The sequence below is a fragment of the Synechococcus sp. HK01-R genome (assembly GCF_014217855.1).
Classification (GTDB): domain Bacteria; phylum Cyanobacteriota; class Cyanobacteriia; order PCC-6307; family Cyanobiaceae; genus Synechococcus_C.
The window spans coordinates 628,599-650,631 of sequence record NZ_CP059059.1 but is presented as its reverse complement, the minus strand read 5'-3'; the positions used below and the strand labels follow the sequence as shown (position 1 = coordinate 650,631).

General features: G+C 62.6%; 21 protein-coding genes. 7 read left to right on the top strand and 14 right to left on the bottom strand.

Annotated features, from left to right (window positions below):
• Positions 1-124: 124 nt before the first annotated feature.
• Positions 125-2,260: an HAD family hydrolase gene (locus H0O21_RS03450; protein WP_185190385.1), complete on the top strand. Its 2,136-nt coding sequence runs from the start codon at positions 125-127 to the stop codon at positions 2,258-2,260.
• Here H0O21_RS03450 and purT read toward each other — a convergent pair.
• Complete coding sequence (gene purT, locus H0O21_RS03445; protein WP_185190384.1) at positions 2,257-3,423, bottom strand: formate-dependent phosphoribosylglycinamide formyltransferase; 1,167 nt, start codon at positions 3,421-3,423, stop codon at positions 2,257-2,259. The genes H0O21_RS03450 and purT overlap by 4 nt on opposite strands.
• 46 nt (positions 3,424-3,469) lie before the next feature.
• On the opposite strand from purT, the gene H0O21_RS03440 reads away from it, so the two are divergent.
• Complete coding sequence (locus tag H0O21_RS03440) at positions 3,470-3,631, top strand: cytochrome B6 (RefSeq protein ID WP_131455100.1); 162 nt, start codon at positions 3,470-3,472, stop codon at positions 3,629-3,631.
• Between the two features lie 11 nt (positions 3,632-3,642).
• On the opposite strand, the gene H0O21_RS03435 is transcribed toward H0O21_RS03440, so the two are convergent.
• The 3 genes from H0O21_RS03435 to H0O21_RS03425 form a co-directional block, all read right to left on the bottom strand.
• A complete protein-coding gene (locus H0O21_RS03435; RefSeq protein WP_131455099.1) occupies positions 3,643-3,891 on the bottom strand; it encodes a hypothetical protein in 249 nt (82 codons plus the stop codon).
• 137 nt (positions 3,892-4,028) lie between these two features.
• Entirely contained in the window at positions 4,029-5,129 is a 1,101-nt protein-coding gene (gene mraY / locus H0O21_RS03430) for a phospho-N-acetylmuramoyl-pentapeptide-transferase (protein ID WP_185190383.1), read from the bottom strand.
• Between the two features lie 50 nt (positions 5,130-5,179).
• On the bottom strand, positions 5,180-5,434 hold the full coding sequence (locus H0O21_RS03425) for a DUF3134 family protein (protein WP_131455097.1): 255 nt from the start codon (positions 5,432-5,434) through the stop codon (positions 5,180-5,182).
• A gap of 75 nt (positions 5,435-5,509) precedes the next feature.
• On the opposite strand from H0O21_RS03425, the gene H0O21_RS03420 reads away from it, so the two are divergent.
• Both H0O21_RS03420 and H0O21_RS03415 read left to right on the top strand, forming a co-directional pair.
• A complete protein-coding gene (locus H0O21_RS03420; RefSeq protein ID WP_185190382.1) occupies positions 5,510-5,734 on the top strand; it encodes a hypothetical protein in 225 nt (74 codons plus the stop codon).
• On the top strand, positions 5,734-6,939 hold the full coding sequence (locus H0O21_RS03415) for an argininosuccinate synthase (protein WP_185190381.1): 1,206 nt from the start codon (positions 5,734-5,736) through the stop codon (positions 6,937-6,939). Before H0O21_RS03420 ends, H0O21_RS03415 begins: the two co-directional genes overlap by 1 nt.
• A gap of 3 nt (positions 6,940-6,942) precedes the next feature.
• On the opposite strand, the gene H0O21_RS03410 is transcribed toward H0O21_RS03415, so the two are convergent.
• The 4 genes from H0O21_RS03410 to H0O21_RS03395 all read right to left on the bottom strand — a co-directional run bounded on the left by H0O21_RS03410 (position 6,943) and on the right by H0O21_RS03395 (position 9,230).
• Entirely contained in the window at positions 6,943-7,302 is a 360-nt protein-coding gene (locus H0O21_RS03410) for a hypothetical protein (RefSeq protein WP_185190380.1), read from the bottom strand.
• Positions 7,303-7,360: 58 nt separating this feature from the next.
• Positions 7,361-7,747 carry a 30S ribosomal protein S6 gene (gene rpsF, locus H0O21_RS03405; protein ID WP_131455093.1) on the bottom strand — a complete coding sequence of 129 codons (387 nt, stop codon included), beginning with the start codon at positions 7,745-7,747 and terminating at the stop codon, positions 7,361-7,363.
• Positions 7,748-7,827: 80 nt separating this feature from the next.
• Positions 7,828-8,292, bottom strand: a complete 465-nt coding sequence (locus tag H0O21_RS03400) for a Tic20 family protein (protein ID WP_131455092.1) — start codon at positions 8,290-8,292, stop codon at positions 7,828-7,830.
• A 32-nt stretch (positions 8,293-8,324) separates the two neighbouring features.
• Positions 8,325-9,230, bottom strand: a complete 906-nt coding sequence (locus H0O21_RS03395; protein ID WP_185190379.1) for a shikimate dehydrogenase — start codon at positions 9,228-9,230, stop codon at positions 8,325-8,327.
• A 129-nt stretch (positions 9,231-9,359) separates the two neighbouring features.
• Between H0O21_RS03395 and dnaK the strand changes: the two genes are divergently transcribed.
• Positions 9,360-11,261 carry a molecular chaperone DnaK gene (gene dnaK, locus H0O21_RS03390; RefSeq protein WP_185190378.1) on the top strand — a complete coding sequence of 634 codons (1,902 nt, stop codon included), beginning with the start codon at positions 9,360-9,362 and terminating at the stop codon, positions 11,259-11,261.
• Between the two features lie 102 nt (positions 11,262-11,363).
• Here the strand turns inward: dnaK and pstS are convergent, their stop codons facing one another.
• The 3 genes from pstS to psbQ form a co-directional block, all read right to left on the bottom strand.
• The gene (gene pstS / locus H0O21_RS03385; RefSeq protein WP_185190377.1) at positions 11,364-12,371 is read right to left on the bottom strand and encodes a phosphate ABC transporter substrate-binding protein PstS; all 1,008 of its coding nucleotides are present in this window, start codon (positions 12,369-12,371) and stop codon (positions 11,364-11,366) included.
• Between the two features lie 95 nt (positions 12,372-12,466).
• Complete coding sequence (locus H0O21_RS03380) at positions 12,467-13,567, bottom strand: NAD(P)/FAD-dependent oxidoreductase (protein WP_370523104.1); 1,101 nt, start codon at positions 13,565-13,567, stop codon at positions 12,467-12,469.
• 17 nt (positions 13,568-13,584) lie between these two features.
• The gene (gene psbQ, locus H0O21_RS03375) at positions 13,585-14,043 is read right to left on the bottom strand and encodes a photosystem II protein PsbQ (protein WP_185190376.1); all 459 of its coding nucleotides are present in this window, start codon (positions 14,041-14,043) and stop codon (positions 13,585-13,587) included.
• Between the two features lie 77 nt (positions 14,044-14,120).
• Between psbQ and purU the strand changes: the two genes are divergently transcribed.
• Both purU and H0O21_RS03365 read left to right on the top strand, forming a co-directional pair.
• Positions 14,121-14,975 carry a formyltetrahydrofolate deformylase gene (purU, locus tag H0O21_RS03370; RefSeq protein ID WP_185190375.1) on the top strand — a complete coding sequence of 285 codons (855 nt, stop codon included), beginning with the start codon at positions 14,121-14,123 and terminating at the stop codon, positions 14,973-14,975.
• 26 nt (positions 14,976-15,001) lie between these two features.
• Positions 15,002-16,273: an O-antigen ligase gene (locus tag H0O21_RS03365; RefSeq protein WP_185190852.1), complete on the top strand. Its 1,272-nt coding sequence runs from the start codon at positions 15,002-15,004 to the stop codon at positions 16,271-16,273.
• Here H0O21_RS03365 and H0O21_RS03360 read toward each other — a convergent pair.
• The 3 genes from H0O21_RS03360 to acnB form a co-directional block, all read right to left on the bottom strand.
• A complete protein-coding gene (locus H0O21_RS03360; protein WP_221625472.1) occupies positions 16,221-17,795 on the bottom strand; it encodes a radical SAM protein in 1,575 nt (524 codons plus the stop codon). The genes H0O21_RS03365 and H0O21_RS03360 overlap by 53 nt on opposite strands.
• 81 nt (positions 17,796-17,876) lie before the next feature.
• Complete coding sequence (locus tag H0O21_RS03355; protein ID WP_185190374.1) at positions 17,877-19,370, bottom strand: ClC family H(+)/Cl(-) exchange transporter; 1,494 nt, start codon at positions 19,368-19,370, stop codon at positions 17,877-17,879.
• A 38-nt stretch (positions 19,371-19,408) separates the two neighbouring features.
• Positions 19,409-22,009 carry a bifunctional aconitate hydratase 2/2-methylisocitrate dehydratase gene (gene acnB / locus H0O21_RS03350; RefSeq protein WP_185190373.1) on the bottom strand — a complete coding sequence of 867 codons (2,601 nt, stop codon included), beginning with the start codon at positions 22,007-22,009 and terminating at the stop codon, positions 19,409-19,411.
• Positions 22,010-22,033: the final 24 nt, after the last annotated feature.

Here is a 22,033-nt window from a genome sequence, read left to right as displayed (position 1 = left end):
CGCGCTTGCGAGGGTGATCTATGGCGAATCTCTCAGATTCTTTTCAGTTTTTTGCTTGATTGCCGCCCTTATCTCTTAACCAAAGGCAATCGCTCGATTGCTCTGTTGTGCGTCGGGGGTGAGTGTGGGTTTGAAGCTGTTGCATCTGCACCTGCACGGACTGTTTCGGTCGCATGATCTTGAGCTTGGCCGTGATGCCGACACTGGCGGTCAGACCCTCTACGTGCTCGAACTGGCCAGGGGCCTGGCCGCTCGTCCGGAAGTGGAGCGGGTTGAGGTTGTCACTCGCCTGATTCAGGACCGGCGCGTCTCCGCTGATTACGCCCGAAGCGAGGAACTGATCGCGCCGGGGGCTTCGATCCTGCGCTTTCCCTTCGGACCACGCCGCTATCTGCGCAAAGAATTGCTCTGGCCGCATCTCGACGAGCTGGCTGATCAGTTGGTGACCCGTCTCCAGCATCCTCAGCATCGACCGGATTGGATTCACGCCCATTACGCCGATGCCGGATACGTGGGCGCCCTGGTCAGTCGCCGGCTTGGCATCCCTCTGGTCTTCACCGGCCATTCCCTCGGTCGCGAGAAATTGCGTCGCTTGCTTGCCGCTGGTGGGGATCACGAACAAATCGAGCAGGCGTTTGCAATCAGTCGGCGCATCGATGCCGAGGAGCTCGCCCTGGCCCATGCCGATCTCGTGATCACCAGCACCCGCCAGGAGGCGGATGAGCAATATGCCCGTTACGGCCGCTTCCAGGCCGAACAGGCTCAGGTGGTGCCGCCGGGAGTGGACTCCCAGCGGTTCCATCCCGATGCCACGCCAGGGGAAGCTCCTGTGGTGGATGGTCTTTTGGCGTCCTTTCTCAGGGAACCGGAACTCCCTCCCCTGCTGGCGATTTCCAGGGCGGTTCGTCGCAAGAACATTCCGGCACTGGTGGAGGCGTTCGGTCGTTCTGCGGTGTTGCGGCAACGCCACAATCTGGTGCTTGTGCTCGGCTGTCGAGAGGATCCCCGTCAACTCGAAAAACAGCAGCGAGAGGTGTTTCAGCAGGTGTTCGACCTGGTGGACCGTTACGACCTCTACGGCAAGGTTGCCTATCCCAAACAGCATCAGCGCGCGCAGATTCCAGCCGTGTATCGCTGGGCGGCTCGTCGTCGCGGTTTGTTTGTGAATCCGGCGCTCACGGAACCCTTCGGGCTCACCCTTTTGGAGGCCGCGGCCTGTGGCTTGCCGATGGTGGCGACTGATGACGGCGGACCGCGCGACATCCTGGCGCGTTGCGATAACGGTTTGCTGGTGGATGTGACCGACCTGGAGGCGCTTCAGGATGGTCTGGAACGGGCCAGCTCGGATCCGGAGCGCTGGCGTCGCTGGCGCGACAACGGCATTGAGGCGGTCAGTCGTCATTTCAGCTGGGATGCCCACGTCTGCCGCTATCTGGCCTTGATGCAGCAGCGGGTCCATGCGGCTGCATCCCTAGTTGCAGCCCGAACCACCAGCCCTGAGAGGCGTCCGCTTGGTGATCGGTTGCTGCTGTTGGATCTCGACAGCAGCCTCGAGCAGCCCGATGCTGACGCGCTTCAGCTGCTTCGGCAGCAGTTAGAGGCCAGTGGGCCAGGGGCCGGGGCTGGCAGTTTTGGGATTCTCAGCGGTCGTTCGCTGGCCGCGGCCCGTCACCGTTTTGCTGAGCTGCACCTGCCGTCGCCCAGTGTGTGGATCACCCGGGCAGGCACGGAGATCGCCTACGGAGAGGATCTCGAAGCCGATCCCCAGTGGGCTGCGCGGATTGCGGTGGACTGGCAGCGAGATGAGGTGGAACGAAGTCTTTCCGATCTCGGTGCCCATCTGGAGTTGCAGGATTCAGCCCAGCAGGGCCCCTTCAAGGTCAGCTACTTGCTTCGACAACCTGGCGAGGCGATTCTGGCGTTGGTGCGTCAGCGCCTGCGCCAACGTCGCCAGGCGGCGCGTCCCTACCTTCGCTGCCACTGGTTTCTGGATGTGTTGCCACTGCGGGCTTCTCGCAGTGAAGCGATCCGTTTCCTCGCGCTTCGCTGGCAACTGCCCCTCGATCGGATTTTGGTGGTGGCCAGTCAGCAGGGCGATGCCGAACTGGTGCGTGGTCTGCCTGCCACGGTGGTGCCTGCCGAACATGACCCTTGCCTGGAGGGCTTCCGTCAGCAGCAGCGCGTGTTCTTTGCCAGTCGCTCCAAAGTGTCTGGTGTGCTGGAAGGGCTCCAGCACTATCGCTTTCTTCAGCGTCGCTAGGCGCTTAGCACCTGAATCCGGTCAGCCGCTCGGTCTGCCTTGCTGCGGGCTTCGTTCAGATCCGATCCCTGTGCGAGGGCGACCCCCATGCGCCGGCCAGGGCGTGCATCGGGTTTTCCAAACAGCAGCACTTCGGTGTTGTTCTCCTGCAAGGCCTCTGTCAGTCCTGCGTAACGCACTTGGTTCAGGTGCTCATTCGCCAGGATCACGCGGCTGGCTGAGGGTTGTTCGCAGCGGATCGTTGGGATCGGTAAACCGAGCACGGCGCGTAGATGCAGTTCGAACTCACTCAGGTTCTGGCTGATCAGTGTCACCAGGCCAGTGTCATGCGGGCGTGGCGAGAGCTCCGAAAAGATCACCTCATCGCCGCAGAGGAAGAACTCCACTCCAAACAGTCCCGCACCGCCCAGGTTGTCGGTAACGCTGCGCGCCATGGCTTGGGCTTGTTCCAGCTGTCCGGCGCTGAGGGCGGCGGGCTGCCAGCTGCATTGGTAGTCACCACCGCTCTGTTCGTGACCGATCGGTGGGCAGAACAGGGTGGTGCCATCGCTCTGACGAATCGTGAGCAGGGTGATTTCCAGCTCGAAGCGAAGGAATTCCTCCACGATCACCCGCTCAGCGCTTCCGCGGGCCCCTAAAACCGCTGCCTGCCAGGCCGCGTCCAGTTCATCGGCACTGTTCACCACGCTTTGCCCTTTGCCGGAGGAGCTCATCACCGGCTTCACCACCACGGGCCAACCCAATGGTTCCGCAGCCTGTCTCAGTTCTTCGAGGTTGGCGGCATAGGCGAAACGCGCGGTACGCAGTCCCAGGGGGCCAGCCGCCAGGTCTCGGATCCGGTCCCGGTTCATGGTGACTGCTGTCGCCCGTGCCGTAGGGATCACCCGGATGCCGTCATCCTCCAGGGCCTGGAGGGCATCCACGGCCAGGGCCTCGATTTCCGGAATCACCACATCCGGTTGATGACGTCGCACCACCGTTTGGAGCAGCTCTGGGTCGGTCATGGCGAACACCTCCGCCGCATCCGCAACCTGCATCGCGGGAGCGTTGGCATAGCGATCGCAGGCGATCACCCGGCATCCGAGGCGCTGGGCAGCGATCACCACCTCTTTCCCCAGTTCGCCGCTACCCAGCAGCATCACCGTTTTTGGAAACAGGGTCATCGTCATGGACAGGGCAGCATGGGGTGATCTTCGCGCTCCACCGGCCATGCCTGTCGTCTTTGCGTTTTCCACGGCTGGCGATGCGGCGGATGGTCTGTTGTTCGGCTGGGAGATCGCCACCATGCAGAAGTGGGCTCTGATCTATCTGGGTGTTTCGTCGCTCGCGTTTCTTGTGGTTTGGATTGTCGGTGCGCTCCGGCGACAGTGAGGTCGCTTGGCTCAATCGGGTTGATCCGGAATCAAGGTGAGTTGCCGTTCCGGCGATTCCTCATTGATGAACCCCCAGGCATCGAACACCTCCGCCTGGGGATGGGTGATCCTTGCCTCTCCGGCGGAACGTTCCAACTGGAATCCTTCACCGGCCATCCGTCGCATCAGGCTCGCGGCTTCTTCGAAGCGGGCCGCCATGGCTTGGAGGCTGGGGCAATCGCTGGTGAGTCCAGCTTCCTTCCAGGTGAAATAGGCCATGGCAATGCGTCCAGGGTCGATGACTCGGGGATGAGCTTCATGCTCTCCGAAGAACGGAAACTTCTTCAACCTGAGACGAAACCGTAACGGGAAAGCAACGGCATCGTGTCAGTTGGATTCAGGGGTCTTCCTTCCCTTTATGGAAGAGGAAGGAAGAGCAACCCCAGCAGCACGAGGCCAGCATTGATCAGCCAGAAGCTGCGCACCACCGTCTGTTCGCTCCAGCCACCCAGTTCGAAATGGTGATGCAGCGGTGCCATTCGGAACACGCGACGGCCGACGCCATCGGGGCCTTTGGTGGCCTTGAACACCCAAACCTGAAGGATCACGGAGAGGGATTCCGCCAGGAACACACCACCCATCACCAGAAGAGGCCAGAGGCTGTTGCTGAGCAGCGCCACGGCGCTGAGGGAAGCCCCCATCGCCAAGGATCCGGTGTCACCCATGAACAGTCTTGCCGGGTTGCGGTTGTGGGCGAGAAAGCCCAGCCAGGCTCCGGCCATGGCCATGCAGAAGCCAGCCAGGGCTGGATCACCACTGTTGCCACGCACCATCAGCTGCAGGGCAAGCCCTGTAAACACCAAAGCTCCGCAGCCGGAGGCCAGTCCATCGAGGCCATCGGTGAGGTTCGTGGCATTGCTTTCCGCCAGGAACACAAACAGGGCGAGGGGCCAGATCAGCCATCCCAGAGACAGGGTCAGAGCAAAGGGCAGGGCAACGCTGCTGCTGATCCAGCCCTGGGATCCTGCAAGGGCAAGGAAAAGAATCGCTGTCAGGCCCTGCAGCAGTAGCTTGCCTCGTGCCGTCAGTCCTTTGTTCGTCTGTCGTGTGAGGCTGCGCCAGTCATCGATTCCGCCGATGACCATGTAAGCGAGGGTGACCGCTGCAACCGCCAGCAGCCGTGGACCGCTTTCCTCGCCCACGGCACTGAGGGAGCCGACGATCACCCCGACCGGCACCACCAGCAAGCCACCCATGGTTGGTGTTCCGCCTTTGCGTTGATGGGCCTCGGGTCCGTCTTCCCGAATCACTTGCCCCATTTTTAGGGCCCGCAGCTGCGGCACCCCCCAGGCCGTTGTCGCGGCCGCGATCAGGCTGGCCACCAGCAGCGGCAGGCTCAGCAGGCTATTGGGGATCCAACGATCGGCTGCAAAGGCGATGCTGAACACAACGACGGCCAGAACCGTCGCTGCAATGCGTCCGTCTGAACTGGATCTCGGCGCCAGGGAGTCGCTCAAGGCAGGGGCGTTCGGGCGCGCCGAGATTAGGGCGGTTCAGGCCTGTGGGATCAGTCTTCCCAGTTCTCTTCGCTCTGCTCGTCAGCGGCGTTGTAGTCCTCCTTCTCGCCCATCAGTGCGGAGAGTTCTTCCTCTTCCACCGTGCTCACTTCCGGTGAGGTCGACTCCTCGTCTTCCACCAGACGACCGCTGGTCTCCAGCCAGCTCAGCAGATCGGGTTCCTCACGCAGGGGCAGCACCGGTGCGGGCTCCTTGCGCCCGTAGCGGGTCAGAGCCGGGTTGATGCTGTCGAGGGCGCTGCTCATCGCTAAGGACAAGTCCAATCAGTCCAATCCGTCATCATAGGAGACAGCGTTGATGTCCACCTTGCCACTCAAAGCGTGCCCCTCAAGCTGAGCTCGTTGCTTGGGGTCTGGTTGCTGGCGCTGTTCATCAGCGCTGCATTAAGGCTCTGGGGTGCGACCCATCCAGATCCTGTGCCGCTTGCCTGGCCAGGACTGCTGGTGTTGGTGTTCGGTCCTCCTGTGGTGCTGGCGGTGTGGCTCTTGCTGGGCTGGGCCGACGGGGAGGGAGAATCAGACGATCGTGATCAGGAGTCCAGTTAATGGGGCGCGCGAAGAAAGTGGTGCTCGCCTATTCCGGTGGGGTCGATACCAGTGTCTGCATCCCCTATCTGAAGCAGGAGTGGGGTGTGGAGGAGGTGATCACCTTCGCCGCGGATCTAGGTCAGGGCGACGAGTTGGAGCCGATTCGTCTCAAGGCCCTTGAGGCAGGCGCCAGCCAGTCGCTGGTGGGCGATCTGATCGAGCCTTTTATTCGTGACTTTGCCTTCCCTGCGATCCGTGCCAATGCGCTCTACGAAGGTCGCTATCCCCTCTCCACAGCGCTGGCCCGGCCACTGATTGCCCGCCGTCTCGTGGAGGTGGCTCGCGAAGTCGGTGCCGATGCCGTGGCTCACGGTTGCACCGGTAAGGGCAATGACCAGGTGCGCTTTGATGTGGCCATCGCCGCCCTGGCTCCGGATCTGAAGGTGCTGACGCCCGCTCGAGAGTGGGGCATGAGCCGCGAGGAGACGATTGCCTACGGAGAGCGGTGCGGGATTCCGGCTCCTGTCAGTAAGAAATCCCCTTACTCGATCGATCTGAATCTGTTGGGTCGCAGCATCGAGGCTGGACCGCTCGAGGATCCGATGGTGCCGCCTCCTGAGGAGGTGTTTGCCATGACCGCCTCGATCAGTGATGCCCCCGACCAGGCCGAGGAGATCGAGATCGTTTTTGAAGCGGGCAATCCCGTCAGCATCAATGGCCAGCGCCTTGATCCTGTGGCCCTGGTTCGTGAGGCTAACCGTCTGGCTGGCCGTCACGGCATTGGCCGTCTCGACATGATTGAAAACCGGGTGGTGGGCATCAAGAGCCGGGAGATCTATGAGACCCCGGGGCTGTTACTGCTGATTCAGGCCCACCAGGAACTCGAGAGCCTCACCTTGGCTGCGGATGTGCTTCGCACTAAGCGACAGCTGGAGATGCAATGGGCTGATCTGATCTATCAGGGGCTCTGGTTCGGTCCGCTCAAAGAAGCCCTGGATGGCTTTATGGATCGCACCCAGCAACACGTCAATGGGGTGGTGCGTCTGCGCCTGCACAAGGGCAACGCGATCGTGATCGGCAGAGCCTCGGAGACCAGCAGCCTCTATGTGCCGGCCATGGCCTCCTATGGCAGCGACGATCAATTCGATCACCGCGCCGCCGAGGGGTTCATCTACGTGTGGGGGCTGCCGATCAGGCTCTGGGCTGCTGCTCGCCGCCGCTGACGTTCAGGCAGCCCTTTCAGGGACTTCGCCATTGTTGCCTTTGAGATTGTTGACTTCGCAGGTGTTGCGTTGTCTCCAGCGCAGGGCTGCTTTGAGGAGGGGCGGCGTCTTGGTGGTATTCAGGTCCTGGGCATTGGCCAGCAGTCGATACCGCTCGAGAAGTGGTTCCAGCCTTTGCTGGAACTTGCGTTCGAACAAAGCAGGCAGTTCCTCAAGCAGGGCTTCATACTCCTCAACCCTGGCCTCCAACTCCTGGACGCGCTGCCGGAGTTGATTCACATCGGTTGCTTCTTCCTCGCTGGGCTCATGGAGAGCTCTCCAAACAGGGAAGGGTGCTTGATAGGGGTCCGATCGTTCAGCCATGACCGGACATTATCGCCGTGCCATGGCTGCATCAATCCCGCTGTTTCAGGAACCGGCTTCAGGCGTTGGCGGTTGCGGTTTCCTGTTCCGCTGCCTGAGGCTCTGCGCTCGCCGCTTCGCTGCCAGGCATCACCCGGGGTGCGGGCAGAGGGCCTTCTTGCTTCACGGTGAGGTAGCGGATCACGTCTTCGCTCAGGCGCATCGCCTTCTCCAGCACGGCCACCTGCTGGCCATCACCGTTGTGGCTGAGCTGCACGTAGATCCCTTCCTTGTGCTTGGCAATCGTGTAGGCCAGGCGGCGCTTGCCGCGCATCTGGTTGTCCAGCACTTCGGCCCCGGCTTCCACAAGGATGTCCCGATACTTGGTGAGATGGGACTCGACCTCCTCTTCCGGAATATCCGGGCGGAGGATGTACATCGTCTCGTAGTAGGGCTGCTGGGTCATGGAATCCGATCCGACGGGGACAGAAGGCTCACCAGGGTGAGCGACGGATTCACCAACTTAACGCCTGGGGGGTTGACAGCTCAGTAGAGCTGCATGCGTACCGCCTGACTGAGACCAGGTAGATCCGGTTCCCGTCCCCGCAGGCATTCGATCACTGCAAAGATCACCACGGCGAGCACGGCGATCACCACCGTGCTGGAGAGGGTTCGCAGCATCAGGCCGCCACCCAGGGGCTGCAGCAGGATTGCGAAGGCATAGCCCAGCAGCACCACGACGATGTCTACCAACAGGGCCTGGAGCGTGTTGAAGCGGATGAAGTAAGGCACGTTGCTGTTGCGAACAACGGCCAAAAACAACAGGAAGAAGATCAGCAGGTTGCCGAAGGGGATTCCCCGCTCCAGCAGCACAAGCGGCAGTGCCGGAAGGGTGAGCCATTGCAGCCAGGGGAACTGACCCATCAGGTGGCTGCCAAAGGGGATGGCATCACTCCAGGGCAGCACGTAAACCAGCAGGCCGAGCAGTCGCTGCCAGACGGGGATGGACATGCGGCGGTTATGGCTTGGCTGACGCTAGGCGGTCAGCCCTGAGGGGTCAGTTGTGCCAGGGCGGCCTCTCGCATGATCCCGACTGGAACGTCCTGGCGACCGGACCAGAGGCGCAGGGCGGCTGCCCCCTGTCGCACCAGCATTTCCAGACCGTCCAGGGTCTGACAGCCCTGGGCTGCCGCCAGTTGGAGCAAGCGAGTTGGCCTGGGTGTGTAGATGATGTCGACCATCCAGCTCCCCGGTTTCAGGCGATCGATTTGGTGGGTGCTCAGAGGGCTTGCTTCAGCGGCCTCCGGTTTTGAAGGAGAGGCCATTCCCACAGGGGTGGTGTTAACCACAACATCGCTGTGCTCCAGCGCATCGTTGAGGATCTCGTCGTCACTCCAGAGGAGCGTTTCCAGTTGAGGGGACCAGCTCCCGCAGGCTGCCATCACGTCTTCCAGCACCGTCTGGCGACGACCGGCGATCTGGATCCGGGTGCAGCCGAGTTCGGTCAGTCCTGCCACCACGGCGCGGGCGCTTCCACCGCAGCCCAGCACCAGAGCTCGGCGCTCGCTCCAGTCGGATTCAGCTTCCTGCAGGGGGCTGTAGAAGCCTTCAACGTCGGTGTTGGTGCCATACCAGCCGCCATCGGCGTGCGGCACCAGGACATTGACGGCACCGACTCTCTGGGCCAGGGGGCTGAGTTCCCGGCAGAGACCGGCAACGGTTTGCTTGTGGGGAATGGTCACGTTCAGGCCGCGGCAGCCGATCGCCTGAAGCCCCTGGGTCACGGTGCCTAGCTGGTCAGCAGGAGTCGGTAGGGCCAGAAACACCCAATCGAGCCCTATCGCCTGCAGAGCAGCGTTGTGCATTGCAGGGGAGAGTGAGTGATGCACCGGATCGCCGAGAAGGCCCACCAGACCGGTGCTGGCGCCGATGGTCCCGGGGCTGGTCATGAACGGGTCTGCGCGCTGACTCCCCAGCCTGCCTGGCCAACTGTTCGGGAACCACACCTCGCCTGTAGGAGGCCCCATTGTTGAGGATGCAGAAGTTCAAGACGGACTCAATCGAGGAGGTGGGATCCCATGGGCAAGGTTGTTGGTATTGACCTCGGCACCACAAACAGCTGTGTTTCTGTGATGGAGGGTGGCAAGCCCACCGTGATTGCCAATGCCGAGGGGTTCCGCACGACCCCCTCCGTGGTCGCCTACACAAAGAATCAGGACCAGCTTGTTGGTCAGATCGCCAAGCGCCAGGCGGTCATGAATCCCGATAACACGTTTTATTCGGTCAAGCGTTTCATTGGCCGTCGTGTCGATGAGGTCAACGAAGAGTCGAAGGAAGTCAGCTACACCGTTGAAAAGGCTGGTTCCAACGTCAAGGTCAAGTGCCCGGTGCTTGACAAGCAGTTCGCCCCTGAGGAGGTGAGCGCACAGGTGCTTCGCAAGCTTGCTGAAGATGCCGGCAAATACCTGGGGGAGACCGTCACGCAAGCGGTGATCACCGTTCCCGCTTACTTCAACGATTCCCAGCGTCAGGCCACCAAGGATGCCGGCAAGATCGCCGGCCTCGAGGTGCTGCGCATCATCAACGAGCCCACGGCCGCTGCGCTTGCCTACGGCCTCGACAAGAAGAGCAACGAGCGCATCCTGGTCTTCGACCTCGGCGGCGGCACCTTTGATGTCTCCGTCCTCGAAGTTGGCGATGGGGTCTTTGAGGTGCTCTCCACCTCCGGTGACACCCACCTCGGTGGTGATGATTTCGACAAAGTGATCGTTGATCACCTGGCTGACAGCTTCAAGGCCAACGAAGGCATTGATCTTCGTCAGGACAAGCAAGCTCTGCAGCGTCTCACCGAGGCGGCTGAAAAGGCCAAGATCGAGCTCTCCAGTGCCACGCAGAGCGAGATCAACCTGCCGTTCATCACGGCAACCCCTGAGGGTCCGAAGCACCTCGACCTCACCCTGACCCGCGCCAAGTTCGAGGAACTGGCTTCCAAGCTGATCGATCGCTGCCGCGTGCCGGTGGAGCAGGCCCTCAAGGACGCCAAGCTCTCCGCTGGTGAGCTCGACGAGATCGTGATGGTGGGTGGTTCCACGCGGATCCCCGCTGTGCTCGAGCTGGTGAAGCGGATCACCGGTAAGGATCCCAACCAGACGGTGAACCCCGACGAGGTGGTGGCTGTTGGTGCCGCCATTCAAGGCGGTGTGCTCGCCGGAGAGGTCAAGGACATCCTTCTGCTGGACGTCACTCCCCTCTCCCTGGGTGTGGAGACCCTCGGCGGTGTGATGACCAAGATGATCTCCCGCAACACCACAGTTCCCACCAAGAAGTCGGAGACCTACTCCACAGCTGTGGATGGTCAGACCAACGTGGAGATTCACGTGCTCCAGGGCGAGCGTGAGATGGCTTCCGATAACAAGTCGCTTGGAACCTTCCGTCTTGATGGCATCCCCCCCGCCCCCCGTGGCGTGCCTCAGATCGAAGTGACCTTTGACATCGACGCCAACGGCATCCTCAGCGTCACCGCTAAGGACAAGGGCAGCGGCAAGGAGCAGTCCATCTCAATCACTGGTGCCTCCACCCTCAGTGATTCCGAGGTCGACAAGATGGTGAAGGATGCCGAGGCCAACGCCAGCGCCGATAAGGAAAAGCGCGAAAAAATCGACCTGAAGAACCAGGCCGAGACCCTCGTCTACCAGGCCGAGAAGCAACTGGGCGAACTCGGTGACAAGGTTGACGATGCCGCCAAGGCCAAGGTGGAGGAGAAGCGCACCCAGCTCAAGGAGGCCACCGAAAAGGAGGACTTCGACGCGATGAAGTCTCTGCTGGAGCAACTGCAGCAGGAGCTCTATGCCTTGGGTGCCTCCGTTTACCAGCAGGCCGGTGCTGATGGCGCTGCAGCCCCAGGTGCTGATGGTGCCGCCGGATCCAGCAGCGATGCTGGTGACGATGTGATTGACGCGGAATTCACTGAATCAAAGTGATTGCCGCCTGAGCGTCGTTCGCTCGATCTGCGCCATCAAGAAAGGGGGCCCTAAGGCCCCCTTTTTGCTGTCTGACGCATCAGACGGATCGGTTTCAGAGGATCACTGGCTGATCTCAGACACAGCAGCCTTGGCCTTCTCCACGACCCCTGCGGGCAGGCTCACATAACCGAGGGATGGGGCCTGGCTCTGGGCTGTATCCGAGAGCATGAAGTCGAAGGTCTTCTTCAGGCGATCGGTCTTGTCGGCATTCCCGGTTTTGTAAGCCAGGATCCAGGTGAAGGTGACGATCGGGTAACCCTTGGGTGGATTGGGATTACCACCGATCAGATCGGGGCCGAGATCGATGGAATCGAGAGCCAGGCTTTCGGTCTCGTTGGTGGGCTTCACCAGCTCGCCAGAGGCATTGGTGAGAGCGGCAGCTTGCAGATTGCCCTTCACATAGGCCGATTCCACATAGCCGATGCCGCCCTGGATCTGGTTCAGCTGGGCTGCCACGCCTTCATTGCCTTTGGCCCCGACACCCGTGGGCCATTTGATCGATTTGTTTGCGCCTGGGCCGTTCTTCCAGGCTTCACTAATGGCGGAGAGGTGCTTGGTGAAGTTGTAGGTGGTGCCTGATCCATCGGAACGACGCACCACGGTGATGGCCTGATCGGCGCAACCGAGCTCCTTGAAGTTGCTGATCTTGCCCAGGAAGATGCCAGCCAACTGCTCTTGGCTCAGTTTCAGGTCGCAGTCCTTGAGGTTGTAAGCCACGGCAATGGCACCAGCGGTCATCGGGATTTGCAGCACACCCCGCTTCACCTGGGCAATCTCCTCCGCCTTCATTGGTTTGTCGGAAGCACCGAAGTCCACGGTGCCAGCGGTGAATTGCCGCACACCGGCGCCGGATCCGACCGACTGGTAGTTCACGTTCACGCCCTGGGGGGCCAGCTCCTGGAACCAACGGGTGTAGATGGCTGCTGGGAAGGAGGCACCGGCGCCGTTGAGGTTGCCTTTGACCTGATCACCACCGCCACTGCCACCGAAGGAACAGGAGGCGAGGGCGAAGGTGGCGGTCACGCCAGCAGCGGCGGTCAGAGCGCGGCGCAAGGGTGTGGATTGCATGGACACCAAGGGCAAAGAGGCATGGAGCAACACTCCATAACCGGACCCTATGCAGACCTTTTCGGGTTGGCCTTTAAGAGCCTGTAAGGCTCTTGTCATCTTCGGGTTGTGATCTGTTCGCAGACCCACTCCGCTGTTGCCGGAGCCAGCAGCACACCGTTTCGGTAGTGGCCACTGGCCAGGATCAGGCCTGGTTCGAGCACCTCCAGGAGTGGTGCAGGCCGATCGATCGGTCGGGCTCGAAGCCCTTGCCAGTGCTGGACGACGGTTGCCCGCTGCAACCAGGCGGGAGCCTGGCCTTGCAGGGAGAGCAGCTGGTTCAGGGCTTGCGGATCGGCCTGGGTTCCTGGCTCCAGGGTTGCTCCCAGCCAAAGTCGTTGACGACCGTTCGCCGATGCACCCTGCCGCACCAGATTGATGCCCTGGCAGACCAGCACTGCCGGCCAGGGGGAGCAGGGTGCGCTTGGTTCCGCCAGCTCCAGGTCCAGCACTTGGCCTAGGACCGGTTCCATCGCACGCTGATGGCCCAGTTCTGTCAGCAACGGTTGGGCGGCCAGGGCACTGCAGATCACCACCTGGTCGGTTTCGAGCAACCCACTGCTGTGAAGCTCCAGAGTCCAGGGTTTCCCGATCAGCGCAGGCGATGGTTGAGCGCGGCGGATTCTCGTCACCGCTTCGCTGATCAGGGTCACATCGAGCCGAGTCAGCTGCTTCCGCAGGGCCTTCAGGAGCGCTAGGGGATCAATGCGTCCATCCTGGGCGGAGTGGAGGGCTCCATGCTCTCCGCCAGGCCAGTCGGGATGCTGCCGCTGCAGGTGCTCCTGGCTAAGGAAACGCAGCCCTGAACTCTCACGCTCCTCGGCAAGCGCTTGCATCCGCAAGCCTTCTTCTGCGGTGGCGGCCACTTGCACCAAAGGTGTCTGGAGCTGAAGTGGCTGCTCTTGGTCACCGAGCTCCTCTGCCCATTGCGGCCAGAGTTCCATGCTGCGTCGCCGCAGGCGCCAGGCGCGACCACTGGATCGCCTGAAGACCAGTCCCATCAGGATTCCCAGGGACGCGACGGTGCCGCTGTCGAGCGGACCGGAACGCTCTCCGGAGGGGGGTGGAGAGCCGAGGCTGGGATCGATCAGGGTGACGGAATGACCGGCCTTGGCAAGGCGCCAGGCGCAGCCGGCCCCAACGGCTCCGGCTCCGATGACAGTGACTGAGGCGCTCAGCTGAGGGCTTGAGCGGGGATCACCTTGGCGTAGTTGGAGAAGCCGGTGGCGACTTCCACATAGGCCTTCTGGAGCTTCACACCGTCCTGGAGTCGGGCTGCTTCGTCAAGGTTCGCCAGGGCGTCCTTCAGGGACGTAGCCAGCTCATTGGCTTCTGCCCGGTCGCCTGGCAGCAGACGCTGATTGATGTACAGCATTTCGCGGCCGACTTCCTGCATGGGCCCATGGATCAGGTTGCGGGTGAAGGTCCAGTCGCGCTTGTTCACGAGCGCTGCCAGTTCAGGCAGTCGCTCCTGGGCACTGATGAATCCCTCTGCCTGACGGCGGATCACGGCCATCTCCTCGGGGCTGATGGTGGCGGGCTTGGCCTTCGCGCCGCCGCTGCAGGCCGCAAGGCCAAAGCAGAGGACGAGGCAGAGGCAGAACGCAGCGAGGCGACGCATGGCGCTCAGCATTGGGATTCCAGGGAAGACCCGTGGACTTTAACCGTGATCGCACAGGGTCAGAATCGATGCTTCCACGTTGGTGAATCGTGTCATCCCCATCGGTGATTCTTCAGGTGATCTGTCCGGATCGACCGGCCCTGGTGAGCGAGTTGGCTGGATGGGTCGCGGCCAATGGCGGCAACATTCGCCACGCCGATCACCACACCGATGCCGGTGCCGGCCTCTTTCTCAGCCGGATTGAATGGGGGCTGGACGGTTTCGGGTTACCGCGCCAGGCGATTGCACCGGCGGCTGCGGCCCTGGCAGAACGCCTTGGTGGTGAGGCGCAGCTTCACTTTTCTGATGAGCATCCCCGGGTGGCGATCTTTGCCAGCAAGCAGAGTCACTGTCTCTTGGATCTGCTCTGGCGTGCCCGAAGCGGCGAGCTGCCGATGCAGGTGCCCCTGGTGATCGCCAACCATCCCGATCTTGAGCCCCTCTGCAAGGACTTCGGTGTGCCGTTTGTGTGTGTTCCTGTGGAGAAGGAGCGCAAAGCCGAGGCAGAGCAGACGATCTTGTCGCTGCTTCGGGAGCATCGGATTGAACTAGCGGTGCTCGCGAAGTACATGCAGGTCCTCAGTGCAGACTTCCTTGCCGAGTTCCCCACCGTCATCAACATTCACCATTCCTTCCTGCCCGCGTTCAAGGGTGCTCAGCCCTACCACCGGGCCTGGGAGCGAGGTGTGAAGCTGATCGGCGCCACGGCTCATTACGTCACCGAAGATCTCGATGACGGCCCGATCATCGAGCAAACCATTGCGCATGTGAGCCATCGCGATGAGGTGGAGGATCTGATCCGCAAGGGCCGTGATACCGAACGCCTGGCACTCTCCAGGGCGCTGCGACTGCATCTGCGTCGTCAGGTGATGGTCTATCGCGGCCGCACTGCGGTGTTCGCGTGAGCCCGGTCCGTGTTCTGGCGGGAGCCTTGGCCACTGAGCGGCCGCGGCAGGCAGCCCCCAGTGGCTGGCTGCTCTTTCAGTTGGGAGTTGTTCTGCTGCCTTCCTCTGCGCTGTTAGGGAGCCTGCTGCTCTTCCCAGCGCTGCTGATCGGCAGTCTGCGTCGGGAGCGCAACGGCTGGAGCGATCCCTGGACGCTGCCCCTGATCCTGGCCGCGGTGCTGATGGTCAGCGGATGTTTGCGCGCCTATTCAGGACCGCTGGCCTGGGCTGGACTTGCCAATTGGCTTCCTTTCTTCTGGGGGTTCTGGGGCTTTCAGCCCTATGTCTCTGATGCCGACGGACGCCGGCGTACCGCCCTTTGGCTGGTGGTGGGAACCGTGCCAGTGCTGGTGACCGGTCTGGGCCAGATCTGGTGGGGTTGGCAGGGTCCTTGGCAGTTATTCAACGGCCTGATCATCTGGTTTGTGACCCCGGGGGGTGAACCGAGCGGCCGTCTGTCCGGGTTGTTCGATTACGCCAATATCGCCGGGGCTTGGCTGGCTTTGGTCTGGCCCTTTGCGCTTGCAGCCCTTGTGCAGCCGGGGTTGAAACCAGAGCGGCGGGCCCTGGCGATCCTCCTCGCGACTGCCCAGGTGGCCGCTCTGCTGCTCACCGATTCCCGTAATGCCTGGGGAGCGTTGGTGCTGGCTGTTCCAATCGTGCTGGGAGCTCAGAGCTGGTTCTGGTTGCTACCGCTGTTGCTGCTGGCTCTGTTTCCACTGCTGCTGGCTGTGCTGCCAGGGGTGCCATCAGCGTTTCAGCAGCCGGCCCGGGCCCTTGTGCCTGAAGCGATCTGGTCTCGGCTCACCGATAGTCGCCATGCGGCGGAGCGGGCGCTGGCTTCCACCCGTCTCAGTCAATGGGGAGTTGCTTTGCAGCTGATCGGGGAACGTCCCTGGCTGGGCTGGGGGGCAGCTGCCTTCTCCGTTCTCTACCCCTTGCGGACCGGCAAGTGGCACGGCCATGCCCACAACCTTCCCCTGGAGCTCGCTCTGAGCCATGGCCTATCGGTGGCCATGCTCCTCATCGGTTTTGTTTTGGCTCTGTTGATCACCAGTCTTCGGAGGGGGCTGCGCACCCTCTTCGATCGGGCCTGGTGGGCGTCGGTCTTGATCCTGGTGGTGCTGCATGGCACCGATATGCCGTTCTTTGACAGTCGGCTCAACATCGCCGGCTGGATTCTGCTGGCCGGGTTGCGGATGATGCTTAGGCCAGATCCAGTGCCTGCCGCTGATGGGCCGCCAGGGTCGACGGGCTGAGGGGGCCGTCGAGATGGGTCCAGGGCAGAACCATCTGTTCATCCCAAACGTCATGAACTACCTGCTCCCAGGGCGGGGGAACGGGCAGGGTGACTCCGGCGCTGGTGGTTGATGGCAGCTCCCCTGCCCGTGCTGCCCGGTAGGCCTTCTTCCAACCCCCCAGGCTGTCCTGCGACCCGCGCACGGCGGCGATCACCGGAGCGAGCCGACGATCGCTGCGGGAGAGCAGGGCTTGAATCACGCTCCATCCGTAGCTTTCCGGTCGCAGCTCAATCCCCTTTGGCTTGAGCCGTTTCGCCAGAAGCTTGAGTCGTTGTTCAGCCTCCGGTCGCACGCCTTGCCACTGGAAAGGGGTGTGCGCCTTCGGGACGAAGGTGCTGACACCCAGGGTCAGGCGCAGCCCCGGAGTGGCTTTCTTGAGATCCAGCAGCAGAGAGGCGGTGTCTTCCACATCGCTCTCCTCTTCAGCTGGTAGCCCGACCATGCCATAGAGCTTGAGACCGCTCAGGCCTCCCTGCTTGGCATGCCGCGCTGCTGCTTCGATTTCGCTGGTGCTCAGTTTCTTATTCACGACTCCGCGCATCCGTTCACTGCCGCTTTCGATCGCGATCGTGAGCGACTTACTGCCACGACGGGCTAGCCCCTGGGCGAGATCCGGTGTCACCGTGGCGGCCCGCACTGAACTGACGCTGACGCGCAGATCCTCGAAGCGGTCTTGGCCAAGCCAATGCAGCAGTTCGCTGAACTGGGGGTGTTGGGTGACGGAGGCGCCGAGAAGTCCTAGGCGTCGGGTGGCGGTGAGTCCTTTCTCCACAGCTGGAATCAGGCCGTCATCCAAGGAGGGGGTGCGGAAGGGCAGGGTCAGGTAGCTGGCGAGGCAGAAGCGACACAGCTCCGGACAGCTACGTACCACCTCCACCATGTGAATGTCTGGCCAGGCCGCTTCCGGTGTAATCACCGTGGAGTGGCTGAGGCTGTTGCCCCGCCAGGTCTGTTTGGCGATTCGCGCGGGGCAGTCCGCTTCGATCGGCTCGATCGACCGCAGGCAGCCATCCGGGTCGTAGCGGGGTGCATAGAGCGCAGGCACGTAGATGCCTGGGATCCGGGCCAGGTGGCGCAGCTGTTGCGCCCGGGGTTGATCTCTCACGCTCTGGAGCGCATCGATGAAGGCTGGCAGTAGCTCCTCTCCATCACCAAGCAGCACCACATCAAAAAAAGGCGCCAGGGGCTCTGGGTTGGCGGTGAGTACCGGCCCACCGCCGAACACCAGCGGATCGTTGTCGCTGCGATCAGCACTCCAGATAGGAATCCGCTGCTGTTCGAGCAGATCGAGCAGCACGGGTCCGTCAAGCTCCCAGCTCAGGGAAAGACCAAAGAGGTCGCAGTGTCGGTGCGGTGGATCTCCCTGATCGGTGAACAGGCGGCGGACGTCCAGATCGGGGCGCATCGCCAGGGTGGCCCAGACGATCTGATAACCGAGGCTGGTGATGCCCACCGTGTAGGTGCTCGGAAAGGCCAGCACCGTCCGCAGGGCGCCTGGTTCCGGCACTGCCGGATCAAACAGCAGGGTTTCCTGGTTCAGGAGGGCGTCCGGGATACCCCATCATCCTGCAGGGTCATCTGAAGGTTGAATCGCAGGCTGCGGTGGTGGGGGAGGCTGAAAGGCCCGGCGTCGGACCGACCCATCCCAGGCGTGGTGGATGCCGCCTCGGCGCTCTCGTTTAGCGGCCAGGTGGTCCTCCACCTGCAGTTCCATTCCCAGTTGGCGTTCGTAGATCGAGCGGTGATCAAAGAGCCGCGCGATCAGAAAGCTGGCCAGGCAGGCCACCAGAATTGGCTTGAGGATCAGAAGATCTTTGGTGAGCGCGAAGGCCAGAAACATCGCTGTGATCGGCGTGCGCGAGCAGCTGGCCACGAAGGCGCCCATGCCGGCAAAGACGTAAGTGCTGGGCACATGCCCAGTGAGCGCTTCCACCCAGATCCCGCAGGCCAGGCCAATGGAGCCTCCCAGGGTGAGCATGGGAAAGAACAGGCCGCCAGGAGCTCCAGAGGCGGCTGCCAGCCCTGTGCTGAAGAACAACACGGTGAAGGTCCCAAGCGCCATCGGGATGTCGGCGCTGCCATCGGCGATCAGATGCTGGAGGCCCTCCAGGTTGTGAAAGGGTTCAGGCAGAAAGGCATACACGCCTCCGAGCACTCCGCCACTGATCACCATGCGCAGCACAAGCCGGTCTCCAAACCAGGCGTTGCCTTTGCGTTGCATGGCGAGCACATAGCGGCAATACAGCTCTGCGAGCACTCCGACGACCACCCCCAGCGCGATCAGATAACCAAGATCGATCGGTAGAAAATTCACCAGAGGCGTGTACTCCCGTTCGAGTTGAAAGCCTTCGGTGGCGTCAAGCCCTCCGCTGCTGGGACTGAGTCCGGCCAGGCCAAGGACGTCGGCCCAGGCATCGGCCCAGAAGGTGGTCACGATCACCAGCAGCAGCACCACCGGGCGGGCGGAATGCAGCAGTTCCTCCACTGCGTAGACAAAGCCGCCGATCGGGGCGCTAAACACCGCTGCGATACCGGCCCCACCGCCGGCGGCCACGATCACGCGTCGGAAGGCCACCGGGGCCTTGAGCCATCGGGCCATTTGCCAGGCGACCGATCCCCCCATTTGCACGGAGGGGCCTTCGGGGCCAAGGGGAAAACCGCTGCCGATCGCCACGATGCCTGCGATCAGCTTCACCAATCCCACCTGCAGGCCCATCGGTACGGCCCGATGTTTGAGGAAGCCCATGATGTGGGTGATGCCGGATCCGCCGGCGGCCGGCGCCAGATTGGCAACCATCAGGCCTGAGATCAGGCCGCCGACGGCGCCGAGGCCTGGGAGGACCGCCCAGGCGGGCAGGTCGGCCAGAAGCTCCAGTCGCCAGCTGCCCAGAAGCTTGATACCCGCCTTGAACAGCACCCCGGTCAGAGCGGCCCCGAGCCCGGTGAGCATCAAGGCCAGAACCACGACCCACCAGCGCCGCTCCAGTAATCGGCGGATGCTGCGACTGGAACCCAGCTGGTGCCGGCGTTGCTTCGGTTCGCTCAGAACAACCATGCGGTGCGTTCTACCAAGGCGGGTGCCAGCAAGGGGGATCAAGCCCCCGCTAGCACCTTCGCTTCGTCGTCGGCACTCACGACACGCCCTTCGTCTTCGAAGCCAGAGATCTGGTCAAAGTTCAGATAGCGGTAAAGCTCAGTGGAGAGAGGATCGATCTTTTCGGCGGCGATGTTGCGGTATTCATCTGCGGTTGGGATGCGGCCCAGTTGGGCGCAGACCGCGGCCAGTTCGGCGCTGCCTAGATACACCTGGGCGCCTTTGCCCAGTCGGTTGTTGAAGTTGCGGGTGCTGGTGGAGAACACCGTGGTGTTGTCGTCCACACGGGCCTGGTTGCCCATGCAGAGTGAACAACCGGGCATTTCCATGCGGCTGCCGGCTGCCTCGAAGGTGGCGTAATAGCCCTCTTGTTTCAGCATGTCCTCATCCATACGGGTGGGCGGACACACCCAGAGGCGCGCTTTGTTTTGACCGGCTCCCTCCAGCACCTTGGCCGCGGCGCGGTAGTGGCCGATGTTGGTCATGCAGGATCCGATGAACACCTCCTGCACGGCATCGCCGGCCACCTCGCTGAGCAGCTTCACGTTGTCGGGATCGTTGGGGCAGGCGATCACGGGTTCGGTGAGCTCATCAAGGTTGATCTCGAGCACCTCGGCATACTCGGCATCGCTGTCGGCGCTCAGCAGCTGGGGATCGGCCAACCAGGCTTCCATCGCCTTGATGCGACGGGCCAGGGTTCGGGCGTCGCTGTAGCCCCGGGCGATCATGTTTTTAAGCAGCGCCACGTTGCTGCGGAGGTATTCGCTGACCGTTGCCTCCGAGAGCTTGATCGTGCAGCCGGCACAGGAGCGCTCCGCCGAGGCATCGGTGAGTTCGAAGGCCTGCTCAAGCTTCAGATCGGGCAGACCCTCGATTTCCATGATCCGGCCGTTGAACAGGTTTTTCTTGTTGGCTTTCTCCACGGTGAGCAGGCCTTTCTGGATTGCCACCCAGGGGATTGCGTTCACGACATCGCGCAGGGTCACCCCCGGCTGAAGGGAGCCACTGAAGCGCACCAGCACGGATTCGGGCATGTCGAGCGGCATGGCGCCGATGGCCGCGGCGAAGGCCACCAGACCGGAACCGGCCGGGAAAGAGATTCCTAGAGGGAAGCGGGTGTGGCTGTCACCGCCGGTGCCGACGGTGTCGGGCAGAAGCATCCGGTTGAGCCAGCTGTGGATGATGCCGTCGCCGGGGCGCAGGGCAACGCCGCCCCGCTGGGCAAAGAAGTCGGGCAGCTCCTTTTGGGTCTGGAGATCCACCGGTTTGGGATAGGCGGCGGTATGGCAGAAGCTCTGCATGACCAGATCAGCGGAGAAGCCCAGGCAGGCCAGCTCCTTCATTTCGTCGCGAGTCATCGGACCCGTTGTGTCCTGACTGCCCACGGTGGTCATCAGTGGCTCGCAGCTGGTGCCTGGGCGCACGCCCGGCAGGCCGCAGGCCTTGCCCACCATCTTCTGGGCCAGGGTGAAGCCTTTGCCGGTGTCCACCGGTGCCGATGGACGGATGAACAGGTCGGACGGGGGCAGACCGAGCTGGTTGCGCACCTTGTCGGTGAGCGCGCGACCAATCATCAGGGGGATACGCCCACCGGCGCGCACCTCATCCGTGATCGTGCTCGGCTTGAGTTCGAAGCGGGCGATGATCTCACCGGCATTGGCTTCCCCGGCCGCCCGCTCGATCGTGCCCGCATGGGGTCGGATCGTGATCACATCGCCGGTGTTGAGGGCGGTGACGTCGCATTCGATCGGCAGAGCACCTGAGTCTTCGGCTGTGTTGAAAAAGATCGGGGCGATCTTTCCGCCCAGGATCACCCCACCGGCGCGCTTGTTTGGCACATGGGGGATGTCGTTGCCGGTGTGCCAGAGCACGGAGTTGATGGCGCTCTTGCGGGAGCTGCCGGTGCCGACCACATCGCCCACGTAACTCACCGGGTGTCCCTTGGCCTTGAGCGTCTCGATCGTGCTCAGGCCTTCCGGATCCCTGGATTCCAGCATCGCCAGGGCGTGCAGCGGGATGTCTGGTCGAGTGGTGGCGTGGGTCGCTGGAGAGAGGTCGTCGGTGTTGGTTTCGCCCTCCACCTTGAACACCGTGACAGTGATCTCCTCTGCCAGGGCGGGTCGGCAGGTGAACCAGTCGGCGGCGGCCCAGCTGTCAACGACTTGCTTGGCAAAGCGGTTGGAGCCAGCAAGCTCCATCACTTCGTTGTAAGCGTCGTAGACGAGCAGGGTGCGGCTCAGGCCCTCAGCGGCACAGGCGGCCAGGCTGCTGTCGCTGTGCTGCAGCAGCTCGATCAGGGCTGCCACGTTGTAGCCACCGACCATCGTTCCCAGCAGGCGAACGGCTTCAAGGGGTGTCACCAGCGGACTGCTGGCTGAGCCCTGGGCCACCGCGCTGAGCCAGGAGGCTTTGACGTAGGCGGCCTCATCCACGCCGGGTGGGATGCGCTCACTGAGCAGGTGCAGCAGCTCCTGCTCCTCTCCTGCGGGGGGTGCCTCGAGTAGGCCGGTGAGAGCCTGGGTTTGCTCCGCTGTCAGGGGCAGGGCAGGGATCCCCTGGGCGGTGCGTTCGGCGGCGGCGGCTCGGTAGGCACTCAGCATGGCGATGGCTCAGGCAGCGGTCTT